Genomic DNA, 22,189 nt, shown 5'->3' on the forward strand with positions numbered 1-22,189 from the left:
TTGGGGTGACGGATCGTGGAGCAGCCCGCAAGCGGCGCCGAACCGGCAGCTGGAGCCGGCGACGCCGTCGAGGCGCTCGACCGCCCGCTGCCCGAAGGCGTACGGCGGCGGGTCGTCGCGCTGGTCGCTGACGCGTTCGGTGGCCTCACGGTCACCGAACTCCCGGCCCAGCTGAGGCAGTACGCCCGCTTCACCCCGAGTCGGCGCGCCAAGTTCGCAGGGAACGCGATGGCGGCCGCCCTGGAGAGCGACACACTGTTCCGCCAGCGCATCGGAGAACGGCTCCGGGAGTCCCAGCCCGAGCTGACCGCGGCCGTGGAGGCAGGGGCGCCGCCCGCTGCCGCCGACCCCGTCGATGTGGCCGCGGCAGCCTATGTGCTGCGCCCGGTCGGCTGGGTGAAGCTGGTCGCCGCGGCCGGCGAGGAGGTCCAGCGGGCCGATGCCGAACGGGCCGACGAGGAGAGCCGGCGCGAACTGGAACGGCTGCGCGAGGAACTCGCCCAGGCCCGGACCCAGACCAGGAGCGAGACCGAACGGCTCCGCGGTGAGCTGGACGCGGCCCGCAAGGAAGCCGACGCGCTGCAGCGCAAACTGCGCTCCGCCCTGAACGAGGTCAAGCGCGGTGAGGCCGCGGTGCGCCGCGGCAAGGCCGAGACCGAGACCGTACGGACCGAGGCGGCCGCCCGGATCTCCGCGGCCGAGAGCGAGACCCGGCGGCTGCGGGCCCGGCTCGGAGAGGCGGAGGCGTCCGTCGAGGCGAGCCGCAGGGCGGCCAGAGAGGGCCGCTCGGTCGAGGACATGCGGCTGCGGCTGCTGCTCGACACGGTGCTCGACGCGGCCCGAGGTCTGCGCCGCGAATTGGCCCTGCCACCCTCCTCGATCCGTCCCGCGGACAGCGTCGACGCGGTCGAGCCCGGTGCGATGTCGCCCAAGGACATTGCCGCCAGGGCGCTTTCGGACACCGATCCGGCCCTGCTCGACCAACTGCTCGCACTGCCGCAGGCGCATCTGATCGTGGACGGCTACAACGTCACCAAGACCGGCTATCCGCAACTGCCGCTGGAGAAGCAGCGGCTGCGGCTGCTGGGCGGTCTCGCGGTGCTCGCGGCACAGTCGGGCGCCGAGATGACCTGCGTCTTCGACGGGGCCGAACTGGCCGCTCCGGTACTGCTCGCACCGCCACGCGGGGTGCGGGTGCTCTTCAGCAAGCCGGGTGTCACCGCCGACGAGCTCATCCGTCAACTGGCCCGCGCCGAACCGCCGGGCAGGCCCGTCGTCGTGGTCTCCACCGACCGGGAGGTTGCGGACGGCGTCGCGAAGGCGGGGGCCAGGCCCGTCGCGTCCGTCTTGCTCCTGAAGCGGCTTTCGCGCGTCTAGCGCCAGTTGTGGTGACTTGCCGGTTTCTTTGGAACGGACCGTCAAGCTGCCGCTACACGCGGTGTGATGTGAGTAAAGAAGTGACCGTTGGGGCGAGATTTTGCTTGTGAGGATTTGAACTGATCACAAGATGGTCACTAAGGTCGGGCCTCGAACCTTCGCACGGTTGATCACCCATCCGGGGTGGCAGCGGAGGAACCGCCGAGTCCGTGACGTGCACGGAGCCGGGGATCCGATCCCCCACAACCCGGTAGGCGGCTCGAGGAAGAAGGAGCTCGCCTTCGTGGCGTCCCACCGTCGTCCCAAGCAGCCGAGCCGCACCCGCGTGACCGTGCTCACCGCGACCGCCGCCGCGGCCGTTGCCCTGACCTCCCAGGCCGCCCACGCCGACCCCAAGCCGACCAAGAGTGAGGTCAAGGCGAAGGTCGACAAGCTCTACCACGAGGCGGAGACGGCCACCGAGAAGTACAGCGGGGCCAAGGAGCAGCAGGAGAAGCTCGAGAAGCAGATCGGCGCGCTGCAGGACAAGGTGGCCCGCGGTCAGCAGGAGCTCAACACGCTCCGCGGTGGCCTCGGTTCGCTCGCCGCCGCGCAGTACCGCTCCGGTGGCATCGACCCGTCCGTGCAGCTCTTCCTCGCCTCGGACCCGGACAGCTTCCTCGACGAGGCCTCGGCCCTCGACCAGCTGACGGCCAAGCAGACCGAGTCCCTGGAGAAGATCCAGGAGAAGCAGCGCTCCCTCGCGCAGCAGCGCAAGGAGGCCCAGGACAAGCTGGCCGACCTCGCGGACGTCCGCAAGACGCTCGGTGAGAACAAGAAGAAGTTCCAGGGCAAGCTCGCCGAGGCGCGGAGCCTGCTCAACACCCTGACGGCCGCCGAGCGCGAGAAGATGCGCCAGGACGACCTGCGGGCGAGCCGCGCCGCCGGTGACCGGGTCGACCTCGGCAACGAGGTCCCCGCCTCCGCCCTCGGCGCCGCCGCCCTCCAGGCCGCCGCCACCCAGCTCAACAAGCCGTACGTCTCCGGCGGTACCGGCCCCAGCTCGTACGACTGCTCGGGCCTGACCCAGTGGGCCTACGCCCAGGCCGGTGCGCAGATCACCCGCACCACGTACACCCAGATCAACCAGGGCACCCAGATAGGCCGCAGCGCCCTCAAGCCGGGCGACCTGGTCTTCTTCAACAACACGGCGCACGTGGGCCTGTACGCGGGCAACAACACCGTCCTGCACGCCCCGAAGCCGGGCGCGGTGGTCCGCTACGAGTCGATGAACACCATCGGCAGCTTCCAGGTCGGCGTGCGCATCTGACGACGCCCGAACGGGCGAATTCCCACGCCCCTACCGACTGCCCGCCCCGCCGGAGACCACAGGTCACCGGCGGGGCGGCGGCTTTTGCACCCCTCACCCGACCGTCGCGGCCGTTGGGCGCTCCGTAGCCGCGCGGCTACTGTCTGCCTGCTGTGCAGCTCCTGTACGTCGGTCCGCCCGCCCCGGGTGGCAGGGGGCTGCGCACCTCTGCGTACAGCGGAAGGGAGTGCGGCGTCCTGTGGTGTCCCATCGCCGTTCCACACAGCCTGGCGTCAACCGGAGCGTCCGGATCACAGTCCTGTCGGCGGCGACCGCTGCCGCCGCACTCGGGGCGGCCACCGCGAGCGCCGAACCGCAGGACACCCCCCGGACCGCGAAGGCCGAGATCGACCGGTTGTACGGCGAGGCCGAGCGCGCCACCGAGCAGTTCAACAGGGCCGGGGAGGACGCCGAGCGGCTGCGCGGGGAGGTGATCCGGGCCCAGGAGCGGGCGGCGCGCGACCAGGAACAGATCAACCGGCTCCGCACCGTGGTCGGTTCGGCTGCCGCCGCGCAGTACCGCGCAGGCTCCATCGATCCCTCGCTCGCCCTGCTGCTCTCTTCGGACCCGGACAGCTACCTCGACCGGGCGGCCACCCTCGACCGGCTGAACGTCCGTCGGGCGGGCACTCTGCAGAAGCTCCAGCACGCCCGGCGCGGGCTCGCACAGGCCCGTGCGGAGGCTGCCCGCTCGCTGGCCGGCCTGGGGCGTGACCGGGCCGCCGCCGTCCGCCACAAACGGACCGTCGAGCAGAAGCTCGAGCGGGCCCGGCAGCTGCTGAGCTCACTGCCCGGCGCGGACCGCGCGGCCTTCGGCCGGGCCTCGCGCACCGGCCGTGACGACGTCTTCCCGAGCATGACGGATCTCCCGCCGGGTTCGTCCCGGGCAGCCGCCGCCGTGATGGCGGCCCGGCATGCCGTCGGACGCCCGTACATCTGGGGTGCCAACGGGCCTGGGGGGTTCGACTGCTCCGGGCTGATGCAGTGGGCGTACGCCCAGGCCGGTGTCAGCCTGCCGCGCACCTCCCAGGCCCAGCGGTACGCCGGACGCATGGTGCCGCTCTCCATGGCCCGCCCGGGCGACCTGGTCGCGTACCGGTCGGACGCCAGTCACATCGGGATGTACGTCGGCGACGGCCAGGTGATCCACGCCCCGTACCCGGGCGCCCCGGTCCGCTACGACCCGGTCGGCATGATGCCCGTCTCGTCGGTCACCCGTATCTGACCCGTACCCTCGGTCGGGTGGCTGATCAGGGGCGTACGGCAGGCCGGGGACGTGACGGACGGTGGGGCGCGGCGGGCGCGGCACTCGCCGCTCTGCTGCTCGCGTCCGCCTGCACGGCCCCCGCTGCCACCTCCCCCGACACCACGGTCCGCGACACCACGGTCCGCGACATCCGCGCCACCCTGGACCGCCGAGCCGCCGCCGTCCTGGGTCACGACCCGGACGCGTATGTGGCCACGGTCGCCCCCGGCGCCACCGGGCTGCGGACGGCCCAGCGCCGCGAACTGGCCAATCTCGCGGACGTGCCGTTGAGCTCGTGGACGTACGAAGTGACCGACGTGCACGAGCACGGCGCCGCCGGCGCCACCGCCGACGTCGAACTGCGGTACCGGATAGCGGGCTACGACAGCGCCCCGGTCACCACCGACCGGGTGCTCGACCTGGAGCGGCACGGGGTGGACGGCCGCTGGTACATCACCGCCGACCGCGCAGGGAAGAACGGCGGCCGGCAGCTCTGGCAGCAGGGCGACGTGCGGGTCGTACGCGGCGCTCACAGCCTGGTCCTGGGCGTCGGCCGCACCCAGGAGGAGCTGCGCCGGATCGCGGACACCGAGGACCGCGCCGTGCCCGCCGTCTCTGCCGCCTGGCCGGAGCGCTGGGCCGCTCGCGTGGTGGTGGTCGTGCCGAGGACGGTCGACGACATGGCCGGGCTGCTGGGGGCACCGGTGGCGAACTACCGGGGCATCGCGGCCGTCACCACCGGGGAGACCGGCGGCCCGGGCCGGGCGCCCGCGGACCGGGTGATCGTCAACCCGCAGGCGTACGCGATGCTCGGCACGTTCGGACAGCGGGTGGTCCTCACCCACGAGACCACCCATGTCGCCACCCGCGCCCGCACCTCCGCCGCCACCCCGACCTGGCTCTCCGAGGGCTTCGCCGACTGGGCGGCCTACCGTGCCGAGGGCCGGACCCCCGCACAGGTCGCGCCGGAACTGGCCGAAGCCGTCCGGAGCGGCGAGCTGCCCGCCGCACTCCCCACGGACGACGACTTCCGGTTCGGTGGTGACTCCGGACGCCTCGCGAGGGCGTACGAGGGCGGCTGGCTGGCCTGCGAGCTGATTGCCGACCACTGGGGCGAGAAGAAGCTGTTCGCCCTCTACCGGGCCGTCGGGGGGCACTCGGGGCGGGGCGCAGCGGTGGAGCAGGCCCTGCACGAGGTGCTCGGCACGACCGAGCAGGACTTCACGGCGCGCTGGCGGGAGTATCTGCGGTCCCGTCTCGGCTGACGTCGTCGGCCGGTGCGGACCCGCGACCGGGGACGGGCCGGACCGGCACCGGCTGCTCCGGCCTCCCCGGCTCGGTCACCGTCCGCCGCCACAGCCGCCTCGCGGCGACCAGGGTCGCCGCGACCAGCAGGCCGTTGCGTACGAACATCAGCGTCACGCCCGTTGCGTCGCTGGTCACCACGTGGATGAACCCGAGCGGGAACTCCAGCTGCGTGACGCCCGTCGCCGCCAGCACCAATCCGGCCGGCAATCCCATCCGGCCGGACCGGAAGACCAGGCAGACCGCAGCGAGACCGACCAGCCACAGCATGTACTGGGGGCTGATCACCCGGCTGGTGGTCGTGAACAGCAGGACCGCGGTGAACGCCGCGTCGGCCGTGGTGCTCGCCCCGGTCGTGCGGGCCCGCAGCCGCCACACCACCAGCCAGCCGCAGGCGATCAGGCTCAGACCGAGGGCCAGCGTGCTCACCAGCGGTACGTGCGGACCGAGGAACTCCAGCGATCCGTAGTTCAGCTCCACCCGGCCCTGCCAGCCGAACTGCCGCGCCACATGGAACACCAACGCGCCCAGCGACTCGACCTCGGTGCCCCGGTCGCGCTGGAAGCCCAGAAAGGCCAGCGCGCCCGGCATCGCCGCCGCACTCGCCACCAGCAGACCGGCCGCCGTCACCGCGGCCGCCGTCCACGAGCGGCGGGTGTGTTCCCCGCGCGCCGTGCCGACGAGCAGCAGCACCGGCCACACCTTCAGCAACGCACCGAAGGCGGCCAGCGCCCCCAGCACCCGCGGATGCCGCGCCCCCGCCAGCAGCGCCGCCACCGCGACCGCCGTCACCATCACGTCGTAGCGGGCGTACGCGGTCGTGCCGAGCAGCGGCACCCCCGCCACCCAGACCCAGCCGCCCGCCGTCCGTCCGCCGGCCTGCCGGCCCGCGTACAGCAGCAGGCCCAGCACCAGCGCGTCGCACAGGCACACGAGGACGAAGAAGGCCGAGGTGTAGTCCAGGAACGGCAGCAGCGCGGGGGAGAGGATGGCGAGCGCCGCGACGGGCGGGTACTGCCAGGTGACGTCGGACTGCGGGTACGTACCGCTCTTCAGCACCTCGGACCAGCCGTGGTAGATCATCGAGACGTCGCTCGTCACGTCCGGGCCCGGCACCGTGATGACCTTCAGGACACAGAGCAGCAACACGGCCCTGGTGAGGGTCCACACCGCCACGGGTGCGAGAAATCTGCCGGTGCCGCCTGCTGCCGTCATGGCCGCACTCATTCCCTTCGCCGGTGGCTCGATGAGCCATGATGCACGGCGTCTGTGTGCGGGAGCCATCAGGCCCAGCTGTTCGGTACTGTCAGCGGCGATGGACAAGACCCTGATCGTCACCAATGACTTTCCGCCCCGACCCGGCGGTATCCAGGCATTTCTGCACAATATGGCGCTACGCCTGGACCCCGGACAAGTTGTCGTCTACGCCTCCACCTGGAAGCGGAGCCCCGAGGGCGTCGCGGCCACCGCCGCGTTCGATGCCGAGCAGCCGTTCACCGTCGTCCGTGACCGTACGACGATGCTGCTGCCGACCCCCCGGGTGACCCGGCGCGCGGTCGAGTTGCTGCGCGCACACGACTGCACATCCGTCTGGTTCGGCGCCGCCGCCCCCCTGGGGCTGATGGCACCGGCGCTGCGGAAGGCCGGCGCCCGGCGGCTGGTCGCGACGGCGCACGGGCACGAGGCGGCCTGGGCCCAACTGCCCGCGTCCCGGCAGCTGTTGCGCCGGATCGGGGAGGGCACGGACACCATCACGTACCTCGGCGAGTACACCCGCTCCAGGATCGCGGCCGCGCTCACCCCCGAGGCCGCGGGCCGCATGGTCCAACTGCCGCCCGGCGTCGACGAGAAGATCTTCCATCCGAACTCCGGCGGGGACCGGGTCCGGGCCCGGCTCGGGCTCACCGACCGGCCCGTCGTGGTCTGCGTGTCGCGGCTCGTGCCCCGCAAGGGACAGGACACCCTGATCCTCGCGATGCCCGCGATCCTGGCACGCGAGCCGGACGCCGTACTGCTGATCGTCGGTGGCGGACCGTACGCCAAGGAGCTGAAGAAGCTGGCCGAGGAGACGGGCGTCAGCGACTCCGTACGGTTCACCGGACCGGTGCCGTGGGAGGAGCTGCCCGCCCACTACGGCGCGGGTGACGTCTTCGCCATGCCGTGCCGCACCCGCCGCGGCGGCCTCGACGTCGAGGGCCTCGGCATCGTCTACCTGGAGGCGTCCGCGACCGGACTGCCGGTGGTGGCGGGCGACTCGGGCGGCGCTCCCGACGCCGTACTGGACGGCGAGACCGGCTGGGTGGTGCGGGGCGGCTCCGTGGAGGAGTCCGCCGACCGGATCGCCACCCTGCTCGGTGACCCCGAGCTGCGGCAGCGGATGGGGGAGCGGGGCCGGGCCTGGGTCGAGGAGAAGTGGCGCTGGGACCTGCTGGCGGAGCGGCTCAGAACGCTGCTGTGAGACATACGGCGATGCCCGGCGCGTCCTGCGCCGGGCATCGTTTCTCTGTGTTCTCAGCCGCAGTTGCCCCAGCTCATGCGACCGCCGCCGGCGTTGGCCCCGGCCTGTCCGTCCGGCCCGGTGTTGATCGAGCCCCAGTACTTCACGCACTTGCCCGCGGCGCTGCCCCGGACCGGCTCGGCGTAGCTGGTGTAGTTGCCCTGGTCGACGTACGTGTTGCCGTTCTGGATGATGAGCTGGGCCGTGGTGAAGGTGGGCGTGCCCGTGTACGAGGTCTTGACCGTCACGACGCAGTTCTTGCCGCTGCCGCTGCTGTACAGCAGGTGGACGGTGCCGGAGATCGTGCCGCTGCTGAACTTCACGGGGGACGAGGCGACGACGGAGTAGCTGTGACCGTCGGCCCCGCAGACCGCGGTCGGACTGGCCGCGGCCGCTGCCGCGTCGGCCGTGGCGGGCACCGCCACGAAGACGGAGGCTGCCACGGCCACGACCAGACCGGCCCGCTGAAAGGCGGTACGCACAGGGGTCTCCCCAGGGAAGCGGATCAGTTCGAGTGATCGCGACCCTTGCACCGCCCGCCGGACGGGGGACAAGACCAGGTTCCGGCCAACGCCCCGGTCAGCGCTGGTAGATGGACTCGACCTCGTCCGCGAAGTCCTTCGCCACCACATTCCGCTTCAGCTTCAGCGACGGCGTGATGTGGCCCGCCTCCTCGGTGAACTGCGAGGCGAGGATGCGGAACTTACGCACGGACTCCGCCTTGGACACCGCCGCGTTGCCGTCGTCCACCGCCCGCTGCACCTCGGCCAGCAGCTCCGGGTCCTCACGCAGCGACACCGCCGTCGAGCCGGCCGGCTTGCCGTGCTCATCGGCCCAGTGGCCGAGGAACTCCTCGTCCAGGGTGATCAGCGCACCGACGAACGGCCGTCCGTCGCCGACCACCATGCACTCGGCGACGAGGGCGTGGCTGCGGATCCGGTCCTCGATCACCGCGGGTGCGACGTTCTTGCCTCCCGCCGTGACGATGATCTCCTTCTTGCGGCCGGTGATCGCGAGATAACCGTCCTCGTCGAGGGTGCCGATGTCGCCCGTGTGGAACCAGCCGTCGGCCAGCGCCTCGGCCGTCGCCGCCTCGTTGTTCCAGTAGCCCGCGAACAGGTGCTCGCCGTGCAGCAGCACCTCGCCGTCGTCGGCGATCCGGACGACCGATCCGGGCAGCGGCTGGCCGACCGTACCGATCTTCTGCCGGTCCCACGGGTTGAAGGCGGTGGCCGCGCACGTCTCGGTGAGGCCGTAGCCCTCCAGCACCGTGAAGCCGATGCCGCGGTAGAAGTGGCCGAGCCGCTCGCCCAGCGGCGCGCCGCCGGAGATCGCGTACTCGCCGCGGCCACCGAGCACGGCCCGCAGCTTGCTGAAGACCAGCCGGTCGAACACCTTGTGCTTGAACTTCAGGCCGATGGACGGGCCCTCGGGGGTGCCCAGCGCGCGGCTGTACGCGATCGCCGTGTTCGCGGCCTTGTCGAAGATCTTGCCCTTGCCGTCGGCCTGCGCCTTGGCGCGCGCCGAGTTGTAGACCTTCTCGAAGACCCGCGGCACACCGAGGATCAGCGTCGGCCGGAACGAGGCCAGCTCATCGGTGAGGTTCTTGATGTCGGGGACGCAGCCGAGCTTGATGGGCGCCATCACCGACGCCACCTCGACCAGCCGCCCGAACACATGGGCCGCGGGCAGGAAGAGCAGAACGGAACACTCGCCGGTGCGGAAGAGAGGCCTGAGCCGCTCCACCACATTGCCGCACTCCGCGAAGAAGCTGCGGTGCGTGAGCACACAGCCCTTGGGGCGGCCGGTGGTGCCCGAGGTGTAGACGATGGTCGCCGGGTCGTCGGCCCTGGCGCTCGCGCTGCGCAGGTCGACGGTCTCCTCCGAGACCTGGATGCCCGCCGTGGTCAGCTCGTCGACCGCGCCCTTGTCGATCTGCCAGACGTTGCGCAGGCCGGGCAGCCGGTCACGCACGGAGCTGACGGACTCGGCGTGCGCGTCGCTCTCGACGAGGGCCGCGACCGCTCCCGAGTCGCCGAGGATCCACTGGACCTGCTCGGCGGAACTCGTCTCGTACACCGGGACGGTGACCGCCCCGGCGCTCCAGATCGCGAAGTCGAGCAGGACCCATTCGAAACGGGTACGGGACATGAGCGCGACCCGGTCACCGGGCTCGATGCCCGCGGCGATCAGGCCTTTGGCGGCGGCTCTGACCTCGGCCAGGAACTGGGTGGCGGTCACATCGGTCCAGACGCCTGCCACTTTGCGGCTCATCACCGCGACGTCGGGATGCTGCGCGGCATTGCGGCGGATGAGATCCGTCAGGTTGCCGTCCGAGGGGACCTCGTACAGGGCCGGAAGGCTGAACTCGCGCAAGACTGCTGCTCCTCATCGGGCTCCGGTGCCACGGCACTGTGTGACGCACCGGATGCGGTCCAAGATTGGCGGGTACTCAGTGGGGTGAGCACGACTGGACTGCCCGGACGTTACCCATCAGTACTAGGTTCCGGATAGGGGGTTCCGGCCAGATGTTTTATGCGTCACACATATTGGTCGTCCTTGCGCGCACAGTAGTGCACCCGGGTTACGACCAGGAAGTAACCGCAGGTCCGGCGGCTCTACCCATGCTGCGGGCGTCGTCCTAGGGTGATCGCCATGCGAGCCGGACCGAACAGCCGTGATGTTGCCACCGCACGTCGTACCCGCATCCACGTGGTCAGTGACGTGCATGGGAACACCGAAGCGCTGGCCCGCGCCGGGGACGGTGCGGACGCGCTCATCTGTCTCGGTGACCTGGTGCTCTTCCTCGACTACGCCGACCACTCACGCGGTATCTTCCCCGATCTCTTCGGTGTCGAGAACGCCGACCGGATCGTCGAACTGCGCACCGCCCGCCGCTTCGAGGAGGCCCGGGACTTCGGGCGTCGTCTCTGGGCGGGCCTGGACCGCAATGCCGCCATCGTCGGCGCGGTGCGCAAGCAGTACGCCGAGTTGTTCGACGCGCTGCCCACTCCCACGTACGCCACCTACGGCAATGTCGACATCCCCGGTCTCTGGCCCGAGTACGCCCGCCCCGGCACCACCGTCCTGGACGGTGAACGCGTCGAGATCGGAGGCCGGGTCTTCGGCTTCGTCGGCGGCGGACTGCAGACCCCGATGCGCACCCCGTACGAGATCAGTGACGAGGCGTACGCCGCCAAGGTCGAGGCGATCGGCGAGGTGGACGTCCTGTGCACGCACATCCCGCCCGACGTGCCGGAACTGACGTACGACACGGTGGCGCGCCGCTTCGAGCGCGGCAGCCGGGCCCTGCTCGACGCGATCCGCCGGTCCCGCCCCCGGTACGCGCTTTTCGGCCATGTCCACCAGCCGCTGGTCCGCCGGATGCGGATCGGTGCCACCGAATGTGTGAACGTCGGGCACTTCGCCTCGACCGGCCGGCCGTGGGCCCTGGAGTGGTGACCAGGAGCGGCGGCCGGGACCGGTGGGCCGTGCCGACCGGACCCTGGGACGATGCGCCCCGCGCACGCGATAGCCTTCTGGCGGCAGGCCTCTGCCGACCGACCGGTACCCCGCACTGGAGGAGCCACAGCGATGGCTGAACACACCAGCTCGAGCATCACGATCGAGGCGGCACCGGCCGACGTCATGGGCGTGATCGCCGACTTCGACCGTTACCCGGAGTGGACCGGCGAGGTCAAGGAGGCCGAAATCCTTGCCAAGGACGACAACGGCCGCGCCGAGAAGGTGCGCCTCGTCCTCGATGCCGGTGCGATCAAGGACGACCACACCCTCGCGTACACCTGGATCGGGGAGCACGAGGTCAGCTGGACCCTGGTCAAGTCCCAGATGCTGCGCGCCATCGACGGCTCCTACGCGCTGGCCCCGATCGGTGACGGCAGCCGAACCGAGGTCACCTACCGGCTGACCGTCGACGTCAAGATCCCGATGCTCGGCATGATCAAGCGCAAGGCCGAGAAGGTCATCATCGACCGCGCACTGGCCGGTCTGAAGAAGCGCGTCGAGTCCGTTCCGCAGGGCTGACCCGGTGCGTACGGTCCTCGTCACCGGCCCCGGCGGCGCCGGCCGTACCACCGTCGCGGCGGCGACCGCGCTGGCCGCCGCCCGCCGCGGCAGCCGCACGCTGCTGCTGTCCGCCGACGCCATACCCGGCTTCCCCGACGCCACGGAACCCACCGAGGTCACCGAAGGACTCCGGTTCGCCCGCGTCGACTCCGGCGAGCACTTCCGCGCCGAACTCCTGGCCCTCCAGGACCAGGCGTCCCCGGTACTGGACCTCCTCGGCGGCAACCGGCTCGACGCCGAGGAGCTGACCGAACTCCCCGGCAGCGGCCAACTCGCCCTGCTGCACACCCTGCGCCGCGCCGCCGAGGGCGACTGGTCGCACGACGGCCACGAGCTTCTCGTCGTCGACCTCCCGCCGCTGCGCGAAGCCCTCGCCGTCCTCGCCCTGCCCGAGCAGCTGCGCCGCTATCTGCGTCGCCTGCTGCCCCCGGAGCGCCAGGCCGCCCGCGCTCTGCGCCCGATGCTGGCACAGCTCGCCGGCGTTCCGATGCCCGCCCAGTGGCTTTACGAGACCGCCGCCCGACGCGACGCCGAGCTGGCCGCCGTCCAGACGCTGATCGAGGACCGGGGCACCACGGTCCGTCTCGTCGCCGAACCCGGACCCGCCGCCGAGGACGCCCTGCGCGCAGCCCGCACCGCACTCGCCCTGCACGGGCTGCGCGTCGACACCCTCACCGTCAACCGGGTGCTGCCCCGTCACTCGTCCGACCCGTGGTTCGCCGCGCTCGCCGCACAGCAGGAGAAGTGCGTCGACCACTGGTACGAGGAGTGGGCGCCCGCCACCTCCCTGTGCGAGGTGCCCCACCTCGGCCGGGACCCGCAGGGACTCGACGACCTCACTCTTCTCGACACCGGGGCGAACCGCACCGCCTTCGAGGCGGCGGGCACCGGGGGAGGCCGCTTCGAGGGCGACGGGCTCGCCGTCGAACCCGCCGACCGGACGGCCGGGCGTGCCGACAACCCCTGGTGGATCGAGGGCCCGAGCGCCCCGGACGGCCCCGATGGGGTCCTGGTCTGGTGCCTGCCGCTGCCCGGAGCCGTCAAGGAGGAGCTCCAGCTGGTGCGGCGCGGCGACGAATTGCTGCTGACCGTCGGCCCGTTCCGGCGGATCGTGGAGCTGGAGTCCGGGCTGCGCCGCTGCACGGTCTCCGGCGCGGCGCTCACCGACGGTGTGCTGCGCGTCCGCTTCACCCCGGACCCGGGCCTGTGGCCGCGGACATCCTGAACGGCGTACCACCGTTCGGGTAACGTCGGTAGTGCGTGTCCCTTATGCGCCACCGTACGTGTCACCGTCCGCAACCATGCCGCAGGAGTCCGCCATGAGCGAAGCCACCGATCGTCCCGTCGACGACGACGCGTGGGCGAAGGCCTGCGCCGAGGATCTCGAAGCGGAGAAGGCCCGCCGTCGTGCCCAGCACGGCCCGCCGCCCGGCTCCGCCGCCGAAGAACTGCGCAAACTGGTCGATGCCGTGGCCGACAAGGTCGCCGGCCTCCAGTCCCCGCTGTTCGGCGTGGCCGCCCAGGGCGCCGTACAGCAGGTGATCAAGCAGGCGAAATCCGTCGTCGAGCCCGTCATCGAACGCAACCCCGATGTCTTCGACCACATCGCCGCGGCCGGCAGCGAACTCCTCGCCGCCTACCGCTCCGCCGTCGAGGGCCAGGAGCGTCGCTGGACCCAGGGCGCCTCCGACCCCGGCAGCCCCTCGAAGAAGGCCGACGACCCCACCGACCCGCGCGACGGCGGCACCGGCGGGGGCGAACACATCGACCTGGACTGACCGGCACCGATAGGGCGGGGACCGGCGCTCGGGTACGGTTGCCCATAGCGGGGCTCGACCGAAACTGAGGGATTCATGGGACTCACCATCGGCGTCGATATCGGCGGCACGAAGATCGCGGCTGGAGTGGTCGACGAAGAGGGCCGGATCCTCTCGATGTTCAAGGTGCCGACCCCTCCGACGGCTGAAGGCATCGTGGACGCGATCGCGTCGGCGGTAGCCGGCGCGAGCGAGGGACACGAGGTCGAAGCAGTCGGCATCGGCGCTGCCGGATACGTCGACGACAAGCGCGCCACGGTGCTGTTCGCGCCGAACATCGACTGGCGGCACGAGCCGCTCAAGGACAAGGTCGAGCAGCGCGTCGGCCTCCCGGTCGTCGTCGAGAACGACGCCAACGCCGCGGCCTGGGGCGAGTACCGCTTCGGCGCCGGCCAGGGCCACGACGACGTCATCTGCATCACGCTCGGCACCGGCCTGGGCGGCGGCATCATCATCGGCAACAAGCTGCGCCGCGGACGCTTCGGTGTGGCCGCCGAATTCGGCCACATCCGGGTCGTTCCGGACGGGCTGCTCTGCGGCTGCGGCAGCCAGGGCTGCTGGGAGCAGTACGCCTCCGGGCGTGCGCTCGTCCGCTATGCGAAGCAGCGCGCCAACGCCACCCCGGAGAACGCCACGATCCTGCTCAGCCTCGGCGACGGCACGGTGGACGGCATCGAGGGCAAGCACATCAGCCAGGCCGCCCGGCAGGGCGACGCGGTGGCGATCGACTCGTTCCGTGAGCTGGCCCGCTGGGCCGGCGCCGGACTCGCCGACCTCGCCTCGCTCTTCGACCCGTCCGCGTTCATCGTCGGCGGCGGCGTCTCCGACGAGGGCGAGCTCGTGCTCGACCCGATCCGCAAGTCGTTCCGGCGCTGGCTGATCGGCGGCGAATGGCGCCCGCACGCCCAGGTGCTCGCGGCCCAACTGGGCGGCAAGGCCGGACTGGTGGGCGCGGCGGACCTGGCCCGGCAGGGCTGAACCACCCGGTCACGGACATCACCGGACGCCCGTCGCGCCCTTGTGGGAGCGGCGGGCGTCCGTCGTATCGTGAGCGGTATGGTCCTGACGCCGCTGCCCGACTCCCGTACCGAGCCGGATGGTTCGGCTGTCATCAGAGTGCTCAGCTACAACATCCGGTCGATGCGGGACGACCGTGAGGCCCTGGCCCGCGTCATCCGCGCCTGCGCACCCGATCTGGTCTTCATCCAGGAAGCCCCGCGCTTCTTCCGCTGGCGCAAGCGCGCCGCCTGGCTGGCGGCCCACACCGACCTGGTGCTCCTCTCCGGCGGCGCCACCGCGGCCGGGCCCCTGCTGCTGTGTTCGCTGCGCGCCGCCGTGGAACGCACGGAGGATCTGCTGCTGCCGCGCACCCCTGGACTGCACCGCAGGGGGTTCGCCACGGCGGTGGTACGGATCGCGGGCACCCGGATCGGCCTGCTGAGCTGCCATCTCAGCCTGCGGCACGACGAACGCCTGGCCCAGGCGGATCTGCTGCTGGACCGGCTGGACGCCATGCAGGTAGAGCACGCCATCGCGGCCGGCGACCTCAACGACGGCCCGGAGGGGAAGGCCTTCCGGCTACTGGCCGGGCGCCTCCAGGACTGCCGGTCGGTCCGGCCGTGGGGCGCCGACCAGACCTTCCCGGCGCACGATCCGCGCCTGCGCATCGACGCGATCTTCGCGACCTCCGGGATCGAGGTCCTCGGTTGCGGAGTCCCGTCGGGGCTGCCCGGCATCACCGAGCCGGATCTGCGGGCGGCCACGGACCATCTGCCGGTACTGGCGGCACTGCGGGTGCCCGCCCTTGCCTCGCTCGCCGAACCGGCCTGATCCCGGGGGCGGTGCACCGCACTGCCCCGGGAGTCGTGTCAGACGACCGCGCCGCGCCCCGGATCGTCGTCGTCCTCGTCGGCGTCCTGCATCCGCGCGACCAGGGTGACGAAGCCGCCCAGGAAGCCGCCGATGCAGAGCGTGGTCAGCCACCACGTCATGTCCCACTGCAGCAGCACCGCGATCAGCAGCAGCACCGGCCCGCCGACGACCGCGAGCCAGGCGAACTTCGCCGGGACGTCGGCCTCCGGCAGCGGCGGCGGCTCCGGCGGGACGAAATGCCCCTCGTCGTGGTCGTCCGCGTCGGCCGGCTCCGTCACCTCGTAGTCACGCGGACCGTTGACACCCGGTGCGAAGACGACCGAGCTGCCGAGCGGCTTCTCCGGCGGCTTCGGGGGCCCCTGCTTCCCGGCACCCTTGTCGGGGTCCAGGACATTGCGCTGACCGTCGTCCAGTTGCGCGAGGTCGTCGATCGACTTGAACGGCTTGGCACCCGGCGGGTCCGGCGGCTCCTCGCCGTACCCGGCGACGATCGCCTCCCAGGCGGCCGCCTCGTCGATCGGGTCGCCCTCGCCGCCAGGCCTTGCCGGGGCATCCTGCGCACCCGCGCCCCCGTCGGGCACGGCCGCTCCCTCGGTGGGGCGCGGTTCGCGCTCCTCCTCGCTGCCCGCGCGCTCCGCGTCGTGCTCAGCCACCGGATGTGCTCCCCTTCTTTCCCACGCTCGGAGCGAGGCGGCCGATGAACGAAATGCTCTCGTCGAAGATCCGCTCCGCATCGTGGTCCAACGTCGCCACGTGGTAGCTCTGTTCCAGCAGGATCTCCTCGACATCCGTCGACGACACCCGGCTGAGGATCCGCGCCGAGTCGGCCGGCGGCACCACATGGTCCTGCGGGCTGTGCAGCAGCAGGAGCGGCTGGGTGACCTGCGGCAGATCGGTGTCGACCAGCCGGAAGAAATTCCGCAGCGAATGCGCGGCGTGCAGCGGCACCCGGTCGTAGCCGATCTCCACGGAGCCGTCCCGCGCGATGTCGTTGGCCACGCCCTTCGTCGACGGCACCAGATGACGGGCGACCGGCAGTGCGTACGCCGCCAGGCCGTGCACCTTGTTCCCCGGATTGACGAGCACCAGACCGCTGATCGCGTCCCCGTGCTTCGCCGCCAGCCGCAGCGCCAGCGCACCGCCCATCGACAGCCCGAAGACGAAGACCTGACTGCACCGCTCCGACAGGGCCCGCAGCTCCCGGTCCACTTCCGCGTACCAGTCCTGCCAGCCCGTGACCTGCATGTCCTGCCAGCGTGTGCCGTGCCCGGGCAGCAGCGGCAGCGAGACCGTGAGGCCGTGCTCCACCAGATGGTCGGCCCAGGGACGCAGCGACTGCGGTGAACCGGTGAATCCGTGACAGAGGAGGACGCCGACCTCTCCGCCCTCGTGGCGGAACGGCTCGGCTCCAGGAAGGACCGGCACCGGGGTCTCCTGTTCGTGAGGCTCGAGGGGGAGCGAAAGGGGGGAGTGCAAGAGGATTACTTCACCGTACGCGACCGGGCTGACACCGACCAGGGTCGTCACCGGTCACAGCCGTGCTTCGGCCCCGTGCCGGGCAGGAACGGCGGCTGCACCACGGGTTAAGGTCAGTGCGACAGCACACAGGAGGCATCCGAGTTGATCTACGGCGCAATGAAGTTCTCCATCGGCGGGTCATTGAAGCTCGCCTTCAGGCCGTGGGTGGAGGGCCTGGAGAACATCCCCGCTCAGGGGCCGGCGATCCTCGCGAGCAACCATCTCTCGTTCTCCGACTCCTTCTTCCTGCCGGCCGTCCTGGACCGTAAGGTCACCTTCATCGCCAAGTCCGAGTACTTCACCGCACCCGGTGTGAAGGGCAGGCTCACGGCCGCCTTCTTCAAGGGCGTCGGCCAGGTCCCGGTGGACCGCTCCGGTGCCCGCGGTGCCGGTGAGGCGGCCATCAAGGCGGGTATCGAGGTCATCGAGAGCGGTGGACTCTTCGGCATCTACCCCGAGGGCACCCGGTCGCCCGACGGCCGGCTCTACCGCGGCAAGCCCGGCGGGCTGGCCCGCGTGGCCCTCGCCACCGGAGCGCCCGTCATCCCCGTGGCGATGATCGACACGGAGAAGATCCAGCCGCCCGGGCAGCTGATGCCCAAGCTGATGCGCCCCGGTATCAGGATCGGCAAGCCGCTCGACTTCAGCCGGTACCACGGCATGGATGGCGACCGTTTCATTCTGCGCTCGGTCACCGACGAGGTGATGTACGAGATCATGAAACTCTCCGGCCAGGAGTACGTCGACATCTACGCGACCGCGGCAAAGCGGCAGATCGCGGACGAGGCGAAGCGCCGGGCCGAGGAGGAGAAGCACGCGGGCGGAAAGCCCGGAACGCAAGGGTGACGAATCGGTCCGGCGCGTCACCGCGCCGGCGTCCGTCGGGGGTGGGGGCATGGCCAAGCGCGAGCGGGTCGTACGCATGTCGGTCGAGCAGCCGCTGTGGCGTGCGCTGACCGCGTACCGGATTCTGACGATGGTCTACGCGAGTCTGCTCGCCGTCTTCGGCCGGGACGAGTACGAGCGGCCGTGGGTGGCCTTCGCCTACCTGGTCGTCATGGCGGCCTGGACCCTCGCCACGCTCCCCAAGGTCGCGGGCGCGGTGAGCTGCACCAAACGTTTCCTCGGTGCCGACCTCGCGCTTGCTCTGGTCGGCATTCTGCTGACCCCGCTCGCCGACTTCGACGCCCAGCACATGGACGGCTCGACCCTGCCGTCCATCTGGACCGCGGGTTCCGTCCTTGCGTTCGCGATCAAGGGGGGCTGGCGGTGGGCGGCCTTCGCCTCCACCTTCGTCGCCGCAGCCAACATCGTCGAGCGCGGCGAACCCAGCCGCGACACCTTCCACAACGTCCTGCTGGTCTGGGTCGCCGCCATCGCCATCGGTTACGTCGTCGAGGTGGCCAGGGCCAGTGAGCGCACCCTGGCCCGCGCCCTGGAGATCGAGGCGGCGACCCGGGAACGCGAGCGGCTGGCCCGCGGCATCCACGACAGCGTGCTCCAGGTCCTCGCCATGGTGCAGCGCCGTGGCACGGCGCTGGGCGGCGAGGCGGCCGAGCTGGGCCGGATGGCCGGGGAACAGGAAGTCGCCCTGCGCACCCTGGTCTCCAGCGGACTGGTGCCCACCACCCGGGTCTCCGAGGACGCCGCCGAGGGCGCGGTGGTCCGTACCGTCGAGGTCGACGACGAGGACGACGGCCCGGCCGGCGGGGCGGCGTGCGATCTGCGCTCCCTGCTCGCCCCGTACGCCGGCTCCCGGGTCAGTTTCGCGGAGCCCGGCGCCCCGGTACTGCTCGCTCCGGGGGCGGCGAAGGAACTCGCGGCCGCTGTCAGCGCCGCCCTGGACAATGTGCGGGTGCACGCGGGGCAGGACGCACAGGCCTGGATCCTCGTCGAGGACTGGCCGGACGAGGTGATCGTGACGGTCCGGGACGACGGCCCGGGCATTGCGGAGGGGCGGCTGGCGCAGGCGGAGGGGGAGGGGCGGATGGGGGTCGCCCTGTCGATCCGGGGGCGGCTGCGTGATCTGGGCGGCACGGCAGAGCTGATCTCGGTGCCCGGCCAGGGCACCGAGGTCGAGTTGAAGGTTCCGAAGGTTTCGGGGACTCCGAACGATTCACGGGGGAAGGCAGGTTCCGGCCGATGAGCGCGGACAACGTGACGAACGCGAGCGGCGCGGCGGGCGGGCAGGGCGCCACGCAGCGGGCGACCAGGGTGATGGTGGTCGACGACCACCCGATGTGGCGCGACGCCGTCGCCCGCGATCTCGCCGAGTCGGGCTTCGACGTGGTGGCGACCGCCGGTGACGGCCCGCAGGCCGTACGCCGGGCGAGGGCCGTCACCCCTGATGTCCTGGTGCTCGACCTCAATCTGCCGGGGATGCCCGGCGTCCAGGTCTGCAAGGAGCTCGTCGCCTCCCACCCCGGCCTGCGGGTCCTGGTGCTCTCCGCGAGCGGCGAGCACGCCGACGTACTGGAGGCGGTGAAGTCCGGCGCCACCGGCTATCTGCTCAAGTCGGCCAGTACACAGGAGCTGACCGAGGCCGTGCGGAGCACCGCGGTCGGCGACCCGGTCTTCACCCCGGGCCTCGCCGGGCTGGTGCTCGGCGAGTACCGCAGGCTGGCCTCCGAGCCGGCGCCCGTCGCCTCCGACGAGCCGAAGGCCCCGCAGCTGACCGACCGGGAGACCGAGGTGCTGCGGCTCGTCGCCAAGGGACTCTCGTACAAGCAGATCGCGGAGCGGCTCGTCATCTCGCACCGCACCGTCCAGAACCACGTCCAGAACACCCTGGGCAAGCTCCAGCTGCACAATCGGGTGGAGCTCGTGCGGTACGCGATCGAACGCGGCCTCGACGACGCCTGAGAACCAGGGACGCCGGGGCCGGCTGCGCCTCGGTGACGCCCTAGATCAACTCCGGTTTATTGCGCGGGAATTGACCTTCCGACCCATCCCTGAGTGACCTGGATCACCATTAGCGTGGTCGTAGCGAGCTCACTTCGGCGAAGGGATGCTTCCATGCGGGTCGGAGTACTGACCGGGGGCGGCGACTGCCCCGGGCTCAACGCGGTCATCCGCGCCATCGTCCGCAAAGGCGTGCAGGAGTACGGCTACGACTTCATCGGCTTCCGGGACGGCTGGCGCGGCCCGCTGGAGGGGGAGACCGTCCCGCTGTCCATCCCGGCGGTGCGCGGCATCCTGCCGCGCGGCGGCACCATCCTCGGTTCCTCGCGCACCAACCCCCTCAATGCCGAGCACGGTGTCCGCCGGATCAGGGACAACCTCGCCAAGTACGAGGTCGACGCGCTCGTCACCATCGGCGGCGAGGACACGCTCGGCGTGGCAGCGACCCTGTCCGACGAGTACGGCATCCCGTGCGTCGGCGTTCCCAAGACCATCGACAACGACCTCTCGGCCACCGACTACACCTTCGGCTTCGACACGGCGGTCGGCATCGCGACCGAGGCCATCGACCGGCTGCACACCACCGCCGAGTCCCATATGCGGGTCCTCGTCGTCGAGGTGATGGGCCGCCACGCGGGCTGGATCGCGCTCCACTCCGGGCTGGCAGGCGGCGCCAACGTCATTCTCATCCCCGAGCAGCGCTTCGACATCGAGCAGGTATGCGCCTGGGTGACCTCCCGCTTCCGGGCGAGCTACGCCCCGATCGTCGTCGTCGCCGAGGGCGCCATGCCCGCCGAGGGGGAGATGATCCTCAAGGACGGATCCCACGACTCCTTCGGCCATGTCCGGCTGTCCGGCGTCGGCGAATGGCTGGCCAAGGAGATCGAGCGGCGCACCGGGAAGGAGGCCAGGACCACGGTGCTCGGCCATGTCCAGCGCGGCGGCACCCCCAGCGCGTTCGACCGCTGGCTGGCCACCCGCTTCGGGCTGCACGCCATCGAAGCCGTCCGGGACGGCGACTTCGGTGTGATGGTCGCGCTGCGTGGTACGGACATCGCGCGGGTGCCGATCGCGGAGGCGACCGCCCGGCTCAAGACCGTCGACCCGGCGCTCTACGCGGAGGTCGGTGTCTTCTTCGGCTGAGCGCGGCAGGGGTACGGGCCGTATATTCGCGGCTATCCGGCCCGTACTCTGCCTATCGGGAGAAGTCGTGGAAATCCTGGCATTCGGTGTGCAGTCCGATGAGAAGCCGCTGATCGAGAAGGCCTTCGCCGGACAGCACGAGGTCCGTTGCCTGGACGTCTTCCTCAGCAAGGACACCGCGCCCATCGCGGCGGGCTACGAGATCATCTCCACCAGTGTCAACGCCGATCTGGGCGGCAGCGTGCTGCAGACCCTCGCCGCGGGCGGCACGCAGATGATCGCCCAGCGTTCCACCGGCTTCAACAACATCGACCTGGACGTCGCCGAACGCCTTGCACTGCGGGTCGCCCGGGTCTCCTTCTACTCGCCGTACGCGGTCGCCGAATTCGCCTGGACGCTCGCCATGGCGGTCAACCGACGGATCATCCGAGCCGCGAGCCGAACCCGCGACTTCGACTTCCGCCTCGACGGCCTCCTCGGCCGGGACATGCACGGCCGTACGGTCGGCGTGGTCGGGACGGGCAAGATCGGCGAGGCCTTCACCCGTATCGCTCATGGCTTCGGGATGAAGCTGCTCGGCTGGGACGTGGTCGAGAACCCGGCCTGCGTCGAGCTCGGCATGACGTACGTCGAGAAGGAACAACTCTTCGCCGAGTCCGATCTGATCAGCCTCCACGTCCCGCTGCTGCCGGCGACCCGTCGCATCATCGGCAAGGACGCGCTGTCCCTGATGAAGGACGACGCGATCCTGATCAACTCCAGTCGCGGCGGACTGATCGACAGCACCGCTCTGGTCGCCGAACTGCGGGCGGGCCGCTTCACCGGCGTCGGACTCGATGTGTACGAGGCGGAGGCCGGGCTCTTCTTCCTCGACAAGTCCCTGGAGGGCATCGACGACGACACCCTGGCCCGGCTCGTCACCTTCCCGAACGTCGTCGTCACCTCGCACCAGGCGTACTACACCGAGGACGCCGTGGCACAGATCATCGAGGCCACCGTGCAGAATGTCGCCGACTACCTGGCCCGCCGCCGCAGCGACAACGTCCTCGTACCCGCGCTCCGCGAGGACTGAGCCCCGG

Annotated in this window: 21 protein-coding genes; 16 read left to right on the top strand and 5 right to left on the bottom strand. The window is 71.1% G+C overall.

Going from position 1 to position 22,189, the window contains the following annotated elements; translation table 11 throughout:
* The first annotated feature begins 15 nt into the window (after window positions 1-15).
* From OG963_RS31885 to OG963_RS31900, 4 genes are all read left to right on the top strand, one after another.
* Window positions 16-1,377 carry an NYN domain-containing protein gene (locus tag OG963_RS31885; RefSeq protein ID WP_030933557.1) on the top strand — a complete coding sequence of 454 codons (1,362 nt, stop codon included), beginning with the start codon at window positions 16-18 and terminating at the stop codon, window positions 1,375-1,377.
* A 283-nt stretch (window positions 1,378-1,660) separates the two neighbouring features.
* Window positions 1,661-2,686: an NlpC/P60 family protein gene (locus OG963_RS31890; protein WP_093929713.1), complete on the top strand. Its 1,026-nt coding sequence runs from the start codon at window positions 1,661-1,663 to the stop codon at window positions 2,684-2,686.
* 238 nt (window positions 2,687-2,924) lie between these two features.
* Window positions 2,925-3,950: an NlpC/P60 family protein gene (locus tag OG963_RS31895; RefSeq protein ID WP_093771551.1), complete on the top strand. Its 1,026-nt coding sequence runs from the start codon at window positions 2,925-2,927 to the stop codon at window positions 3,948-3,950.
* Window positions 3,951-3,967: 17 nt separating this feature from the next.
* Complete coding sequence (locus OG963_RS31900; protein WP_093771553.1) at window positions 3,968-5,236, top strand: hypothetical protein; 1,269 nt, start codon at window positions 3,968-3,970, stop codon at window positions 5,234-5,236.
* On the opposite strand, the gene OG963_RS31905 is transcribed toward OG963_RS31900, so the two are convergent.
* Window positions 5,193-6,491: a glycosyltransferase family 87 protein gene (locus OG963_RS31905; protein WP_093771555.1), complete on the bottom strand. Its 1,299-nt coding sequence runs from the start codon at window positions 6,489-6,491 to the stop codon at window positions 5,193-5,195. The genes OG963_RS31900 and OG963_RS31905 overlap by 44 nt on opposite strands.
* A 100-nt stretch (window positions 6,492-6,591) precedes the next feature.
* Here OG963_RS31905 and OG963_RS31910 point away from each other — a divergent pair, with 100 nt between their 5' ends.
* Complete coding sequence (locus tag OG963_RS31910) at window positions 6,592-7,734, top strand: glycosyltransferase family 4 protein (RefSeq protein WP_030919202.1); 1,143 nt, start codon at window positions 6,592-6,594, stop codon at window positions 7,732-7,734.
* Window positions 7,735-7,787: 53 nt separating this feature from the next.
* Here OG963_RS31910 and OG963_RS31915 read toward each other — a convergent pair whose 3' ends face one another.
* On the bottom strand, window positions 7,788-8,255 hold the full coding sequence (locus OG963_RS31915; RefSeq protein ID WP_093771557.1) for a hypothetical protein: 468 nt from the start codon (window positions 8,253-8,255) through the stop codon (window positions 7,788-7,790).
* 97 nt (window positions 8,256-8,352) lie between these two features.
* Window positions 8,353-10,149, bottom strand: coding sequence for a long-chain fatty acid--CoA ligase (locus tag OG963_RS31920; protein WP_093929616.1), 1,797 nt, complete (start codon window positions 10,147-10,149; stop codon window positions 8,353-8,355).
* Between the two features lie 279 nt (window positions 10,150-10,428).
* Between OG963_RS31920 and OG963_RS31925 the strand changes: the two genes are divergently transcribed.
* The 6 genes from OG963_RS31925 (at window position 10,429) to OG963_RS31950 (ending at window position 15,506) form a co-directional block, all read left to right on the top strand.
* Entirely contained in the window at window positions 10,429-11,235 is an 807-nt protein-coding gene (locus OG963_RS31925) for a metallophosphoesterase (RefSeq protein ID WP_093771561.1), read from the top strand.
* Window positions 11,236-11,367: 132 nt separating this feature from the next.
* Window positions 11,368-11,817, top strand: coding sequence for an SRPBCC family protein (locus tag OG963_RS31930; RefSeq protein WP_093771563.1), 450 nt, complete (start codon window positions 11,368-11,370; stop codon window positions 11,815-11,817).
* A 4-nt stretch (window positions 11,818-11,821) separates the two neighbouring features.
* Window positions 11,822-13,084: an ArsA family ATPase gene (locus OG963_RS31935; protein ID WP_093929617.1), complete on the top strand. Its 1,263-nt coding sequence runs from the start codon at window positions 11,822-11,824 to the stop codon at window positions 13,082-13,084.
* Window positions 13,085-13,178: 94 nt separating this feature from the next.
* Window positions 13,179-13,637, top strand: a complete 459-nt coding sequence (locus tag OG963_RS31940; protein ID WP_030919216.1) for a DUF5304 domain-containing protein — start codon at window positions 13,179-13,181, stop codon at window positions 13,635-13,637.
* 75 nt (window positions 13,638-13,712) lie between these two features.
* Entirely contained in the window at window positions 13,713-14,654 is a 942-nt protein-coding gene (locus tag OG963_RS31945) for an ROK family glucokinase (RefSeq protein WP_093771567.1), read from the top strand.
* 78 nt (window positions 14,655-14,732) lie between these two features.
* Complete coding sequence (locus OG963_RS31950; RefSeq protein ID WP_093771569.1) at window positions 14,733-15,506, top strand: endonuclease/exonuclease/phosphatase family protein; 774 nt, start codon at window positions 14,733-14,735, stop codon at window positions 15,504-15,506.
* Between the two features lie 38 nt (window positions 15,507-15,544).
* Here OG963_RS31950 and OG963_RS31955 read toward each other — a convergent pair whose 3' ends face one another.
* On the bottom strand, window positions 15,545-16,201 hold the full coding sequence (locus OG963_RS31955) for a hypothetical protein (RefSeq protein ID WP_093771571.1): 657 nt from the start codon (window positions 16,199-16,201) through the stop codon (window positions 15,545-15,547).
* A complete protein-coding gene (locus tag OG963_RS31960; RefSeq protein WP_030919220.1) occupies window positions 16,194-16,973 on the bottom strand; it encodes a carboxylesterase in 780 nt (259 codons plus the stop codon). Before OG963_RS31960 ends, OG963_RS31955 begins: the two co-directional genes overlap by 8 nt.
* A gap of 210 nt (window positions 16,974-17,183) precedes the next feature.
* Between OG963_RS31960 and OG963_RS31965 the strand changes: the two genes are divergently transcribed.
* From OG963_RS31965 to OG963_RS31985, 5 genes are all read left to right on the top strand, one after another.
* On the top strand, window positions 17,184-17,912 hold the full coding sequence (locus tag OG963_RS31965) for a lysophospholipid acyltransferase family protein (RefSeq protein WP_371800334.1): 729 nt from the start codon (window positions 17,184-17,186) through the stop codon (window positions 17,910-17,912).
* 49 nt (window positions 17,913-17,961) lie between these two features.
* Window positions 17,962-19,212 carry a MacS family sensor histidine kinase gene (gene macS, locus OG963_RS31970; RefSeq protein WP_093771575.1) on the top strand — a complete coding sequence of 417 codons (1,251 nt, stop codon included), beginning with the start codon at window positions 17,962-17,964 and terminating at the stop codon, window positions 19,210-19,212.
* Window positions 19,213-19,283: 71 nt separating this feature from the next.
* Entirely contained in the window at window positions 19,284-19,928 is a 645-nt protein-coding gene (locus OG963_RS31975; protein ID WP_371800335.1) for a response regulator, read from the top strand.
* A gap of 153 nt (window positions 19,929-20,081) precedes the next feature.
* Window positions 20,082-21,110 carry a 6-phosphofructokinase gene (locus tag OG963_RS31980; protein WP_371799723.1) on the top strand — a complete coding sequence of 343 codons (1,029 nt, stop codon included), beginning with the start codon at window positions 20,082-20,084 and terminating at the stop codon, window positions 21,108-21,110.
* Window positions 21,111-21,177: 67 nt separating this feature from the next.
* Window positions 21,178-22,182, top strand: coding sequence for a 2-hydroxyacid dehydrogenase (locus OG963_RS31985; RefSeq protein WP_030919229.1), 1,005 nt, complete (start codon window positions 21,178-21,180; stop codon window positions 22,180-22,182).
* The last annotated feature ends 7 nt before the right edge of the window (window positions 22,183-22,189 follow it).

This window comes from Streptomyces sp. NBC_01707, from assembly GCF_041438805.1.
GTDB lineage: Bacteria > Actinomycetota > Actinomycetes > Streptomycetales > Streptomycetaceae > Streptomyces.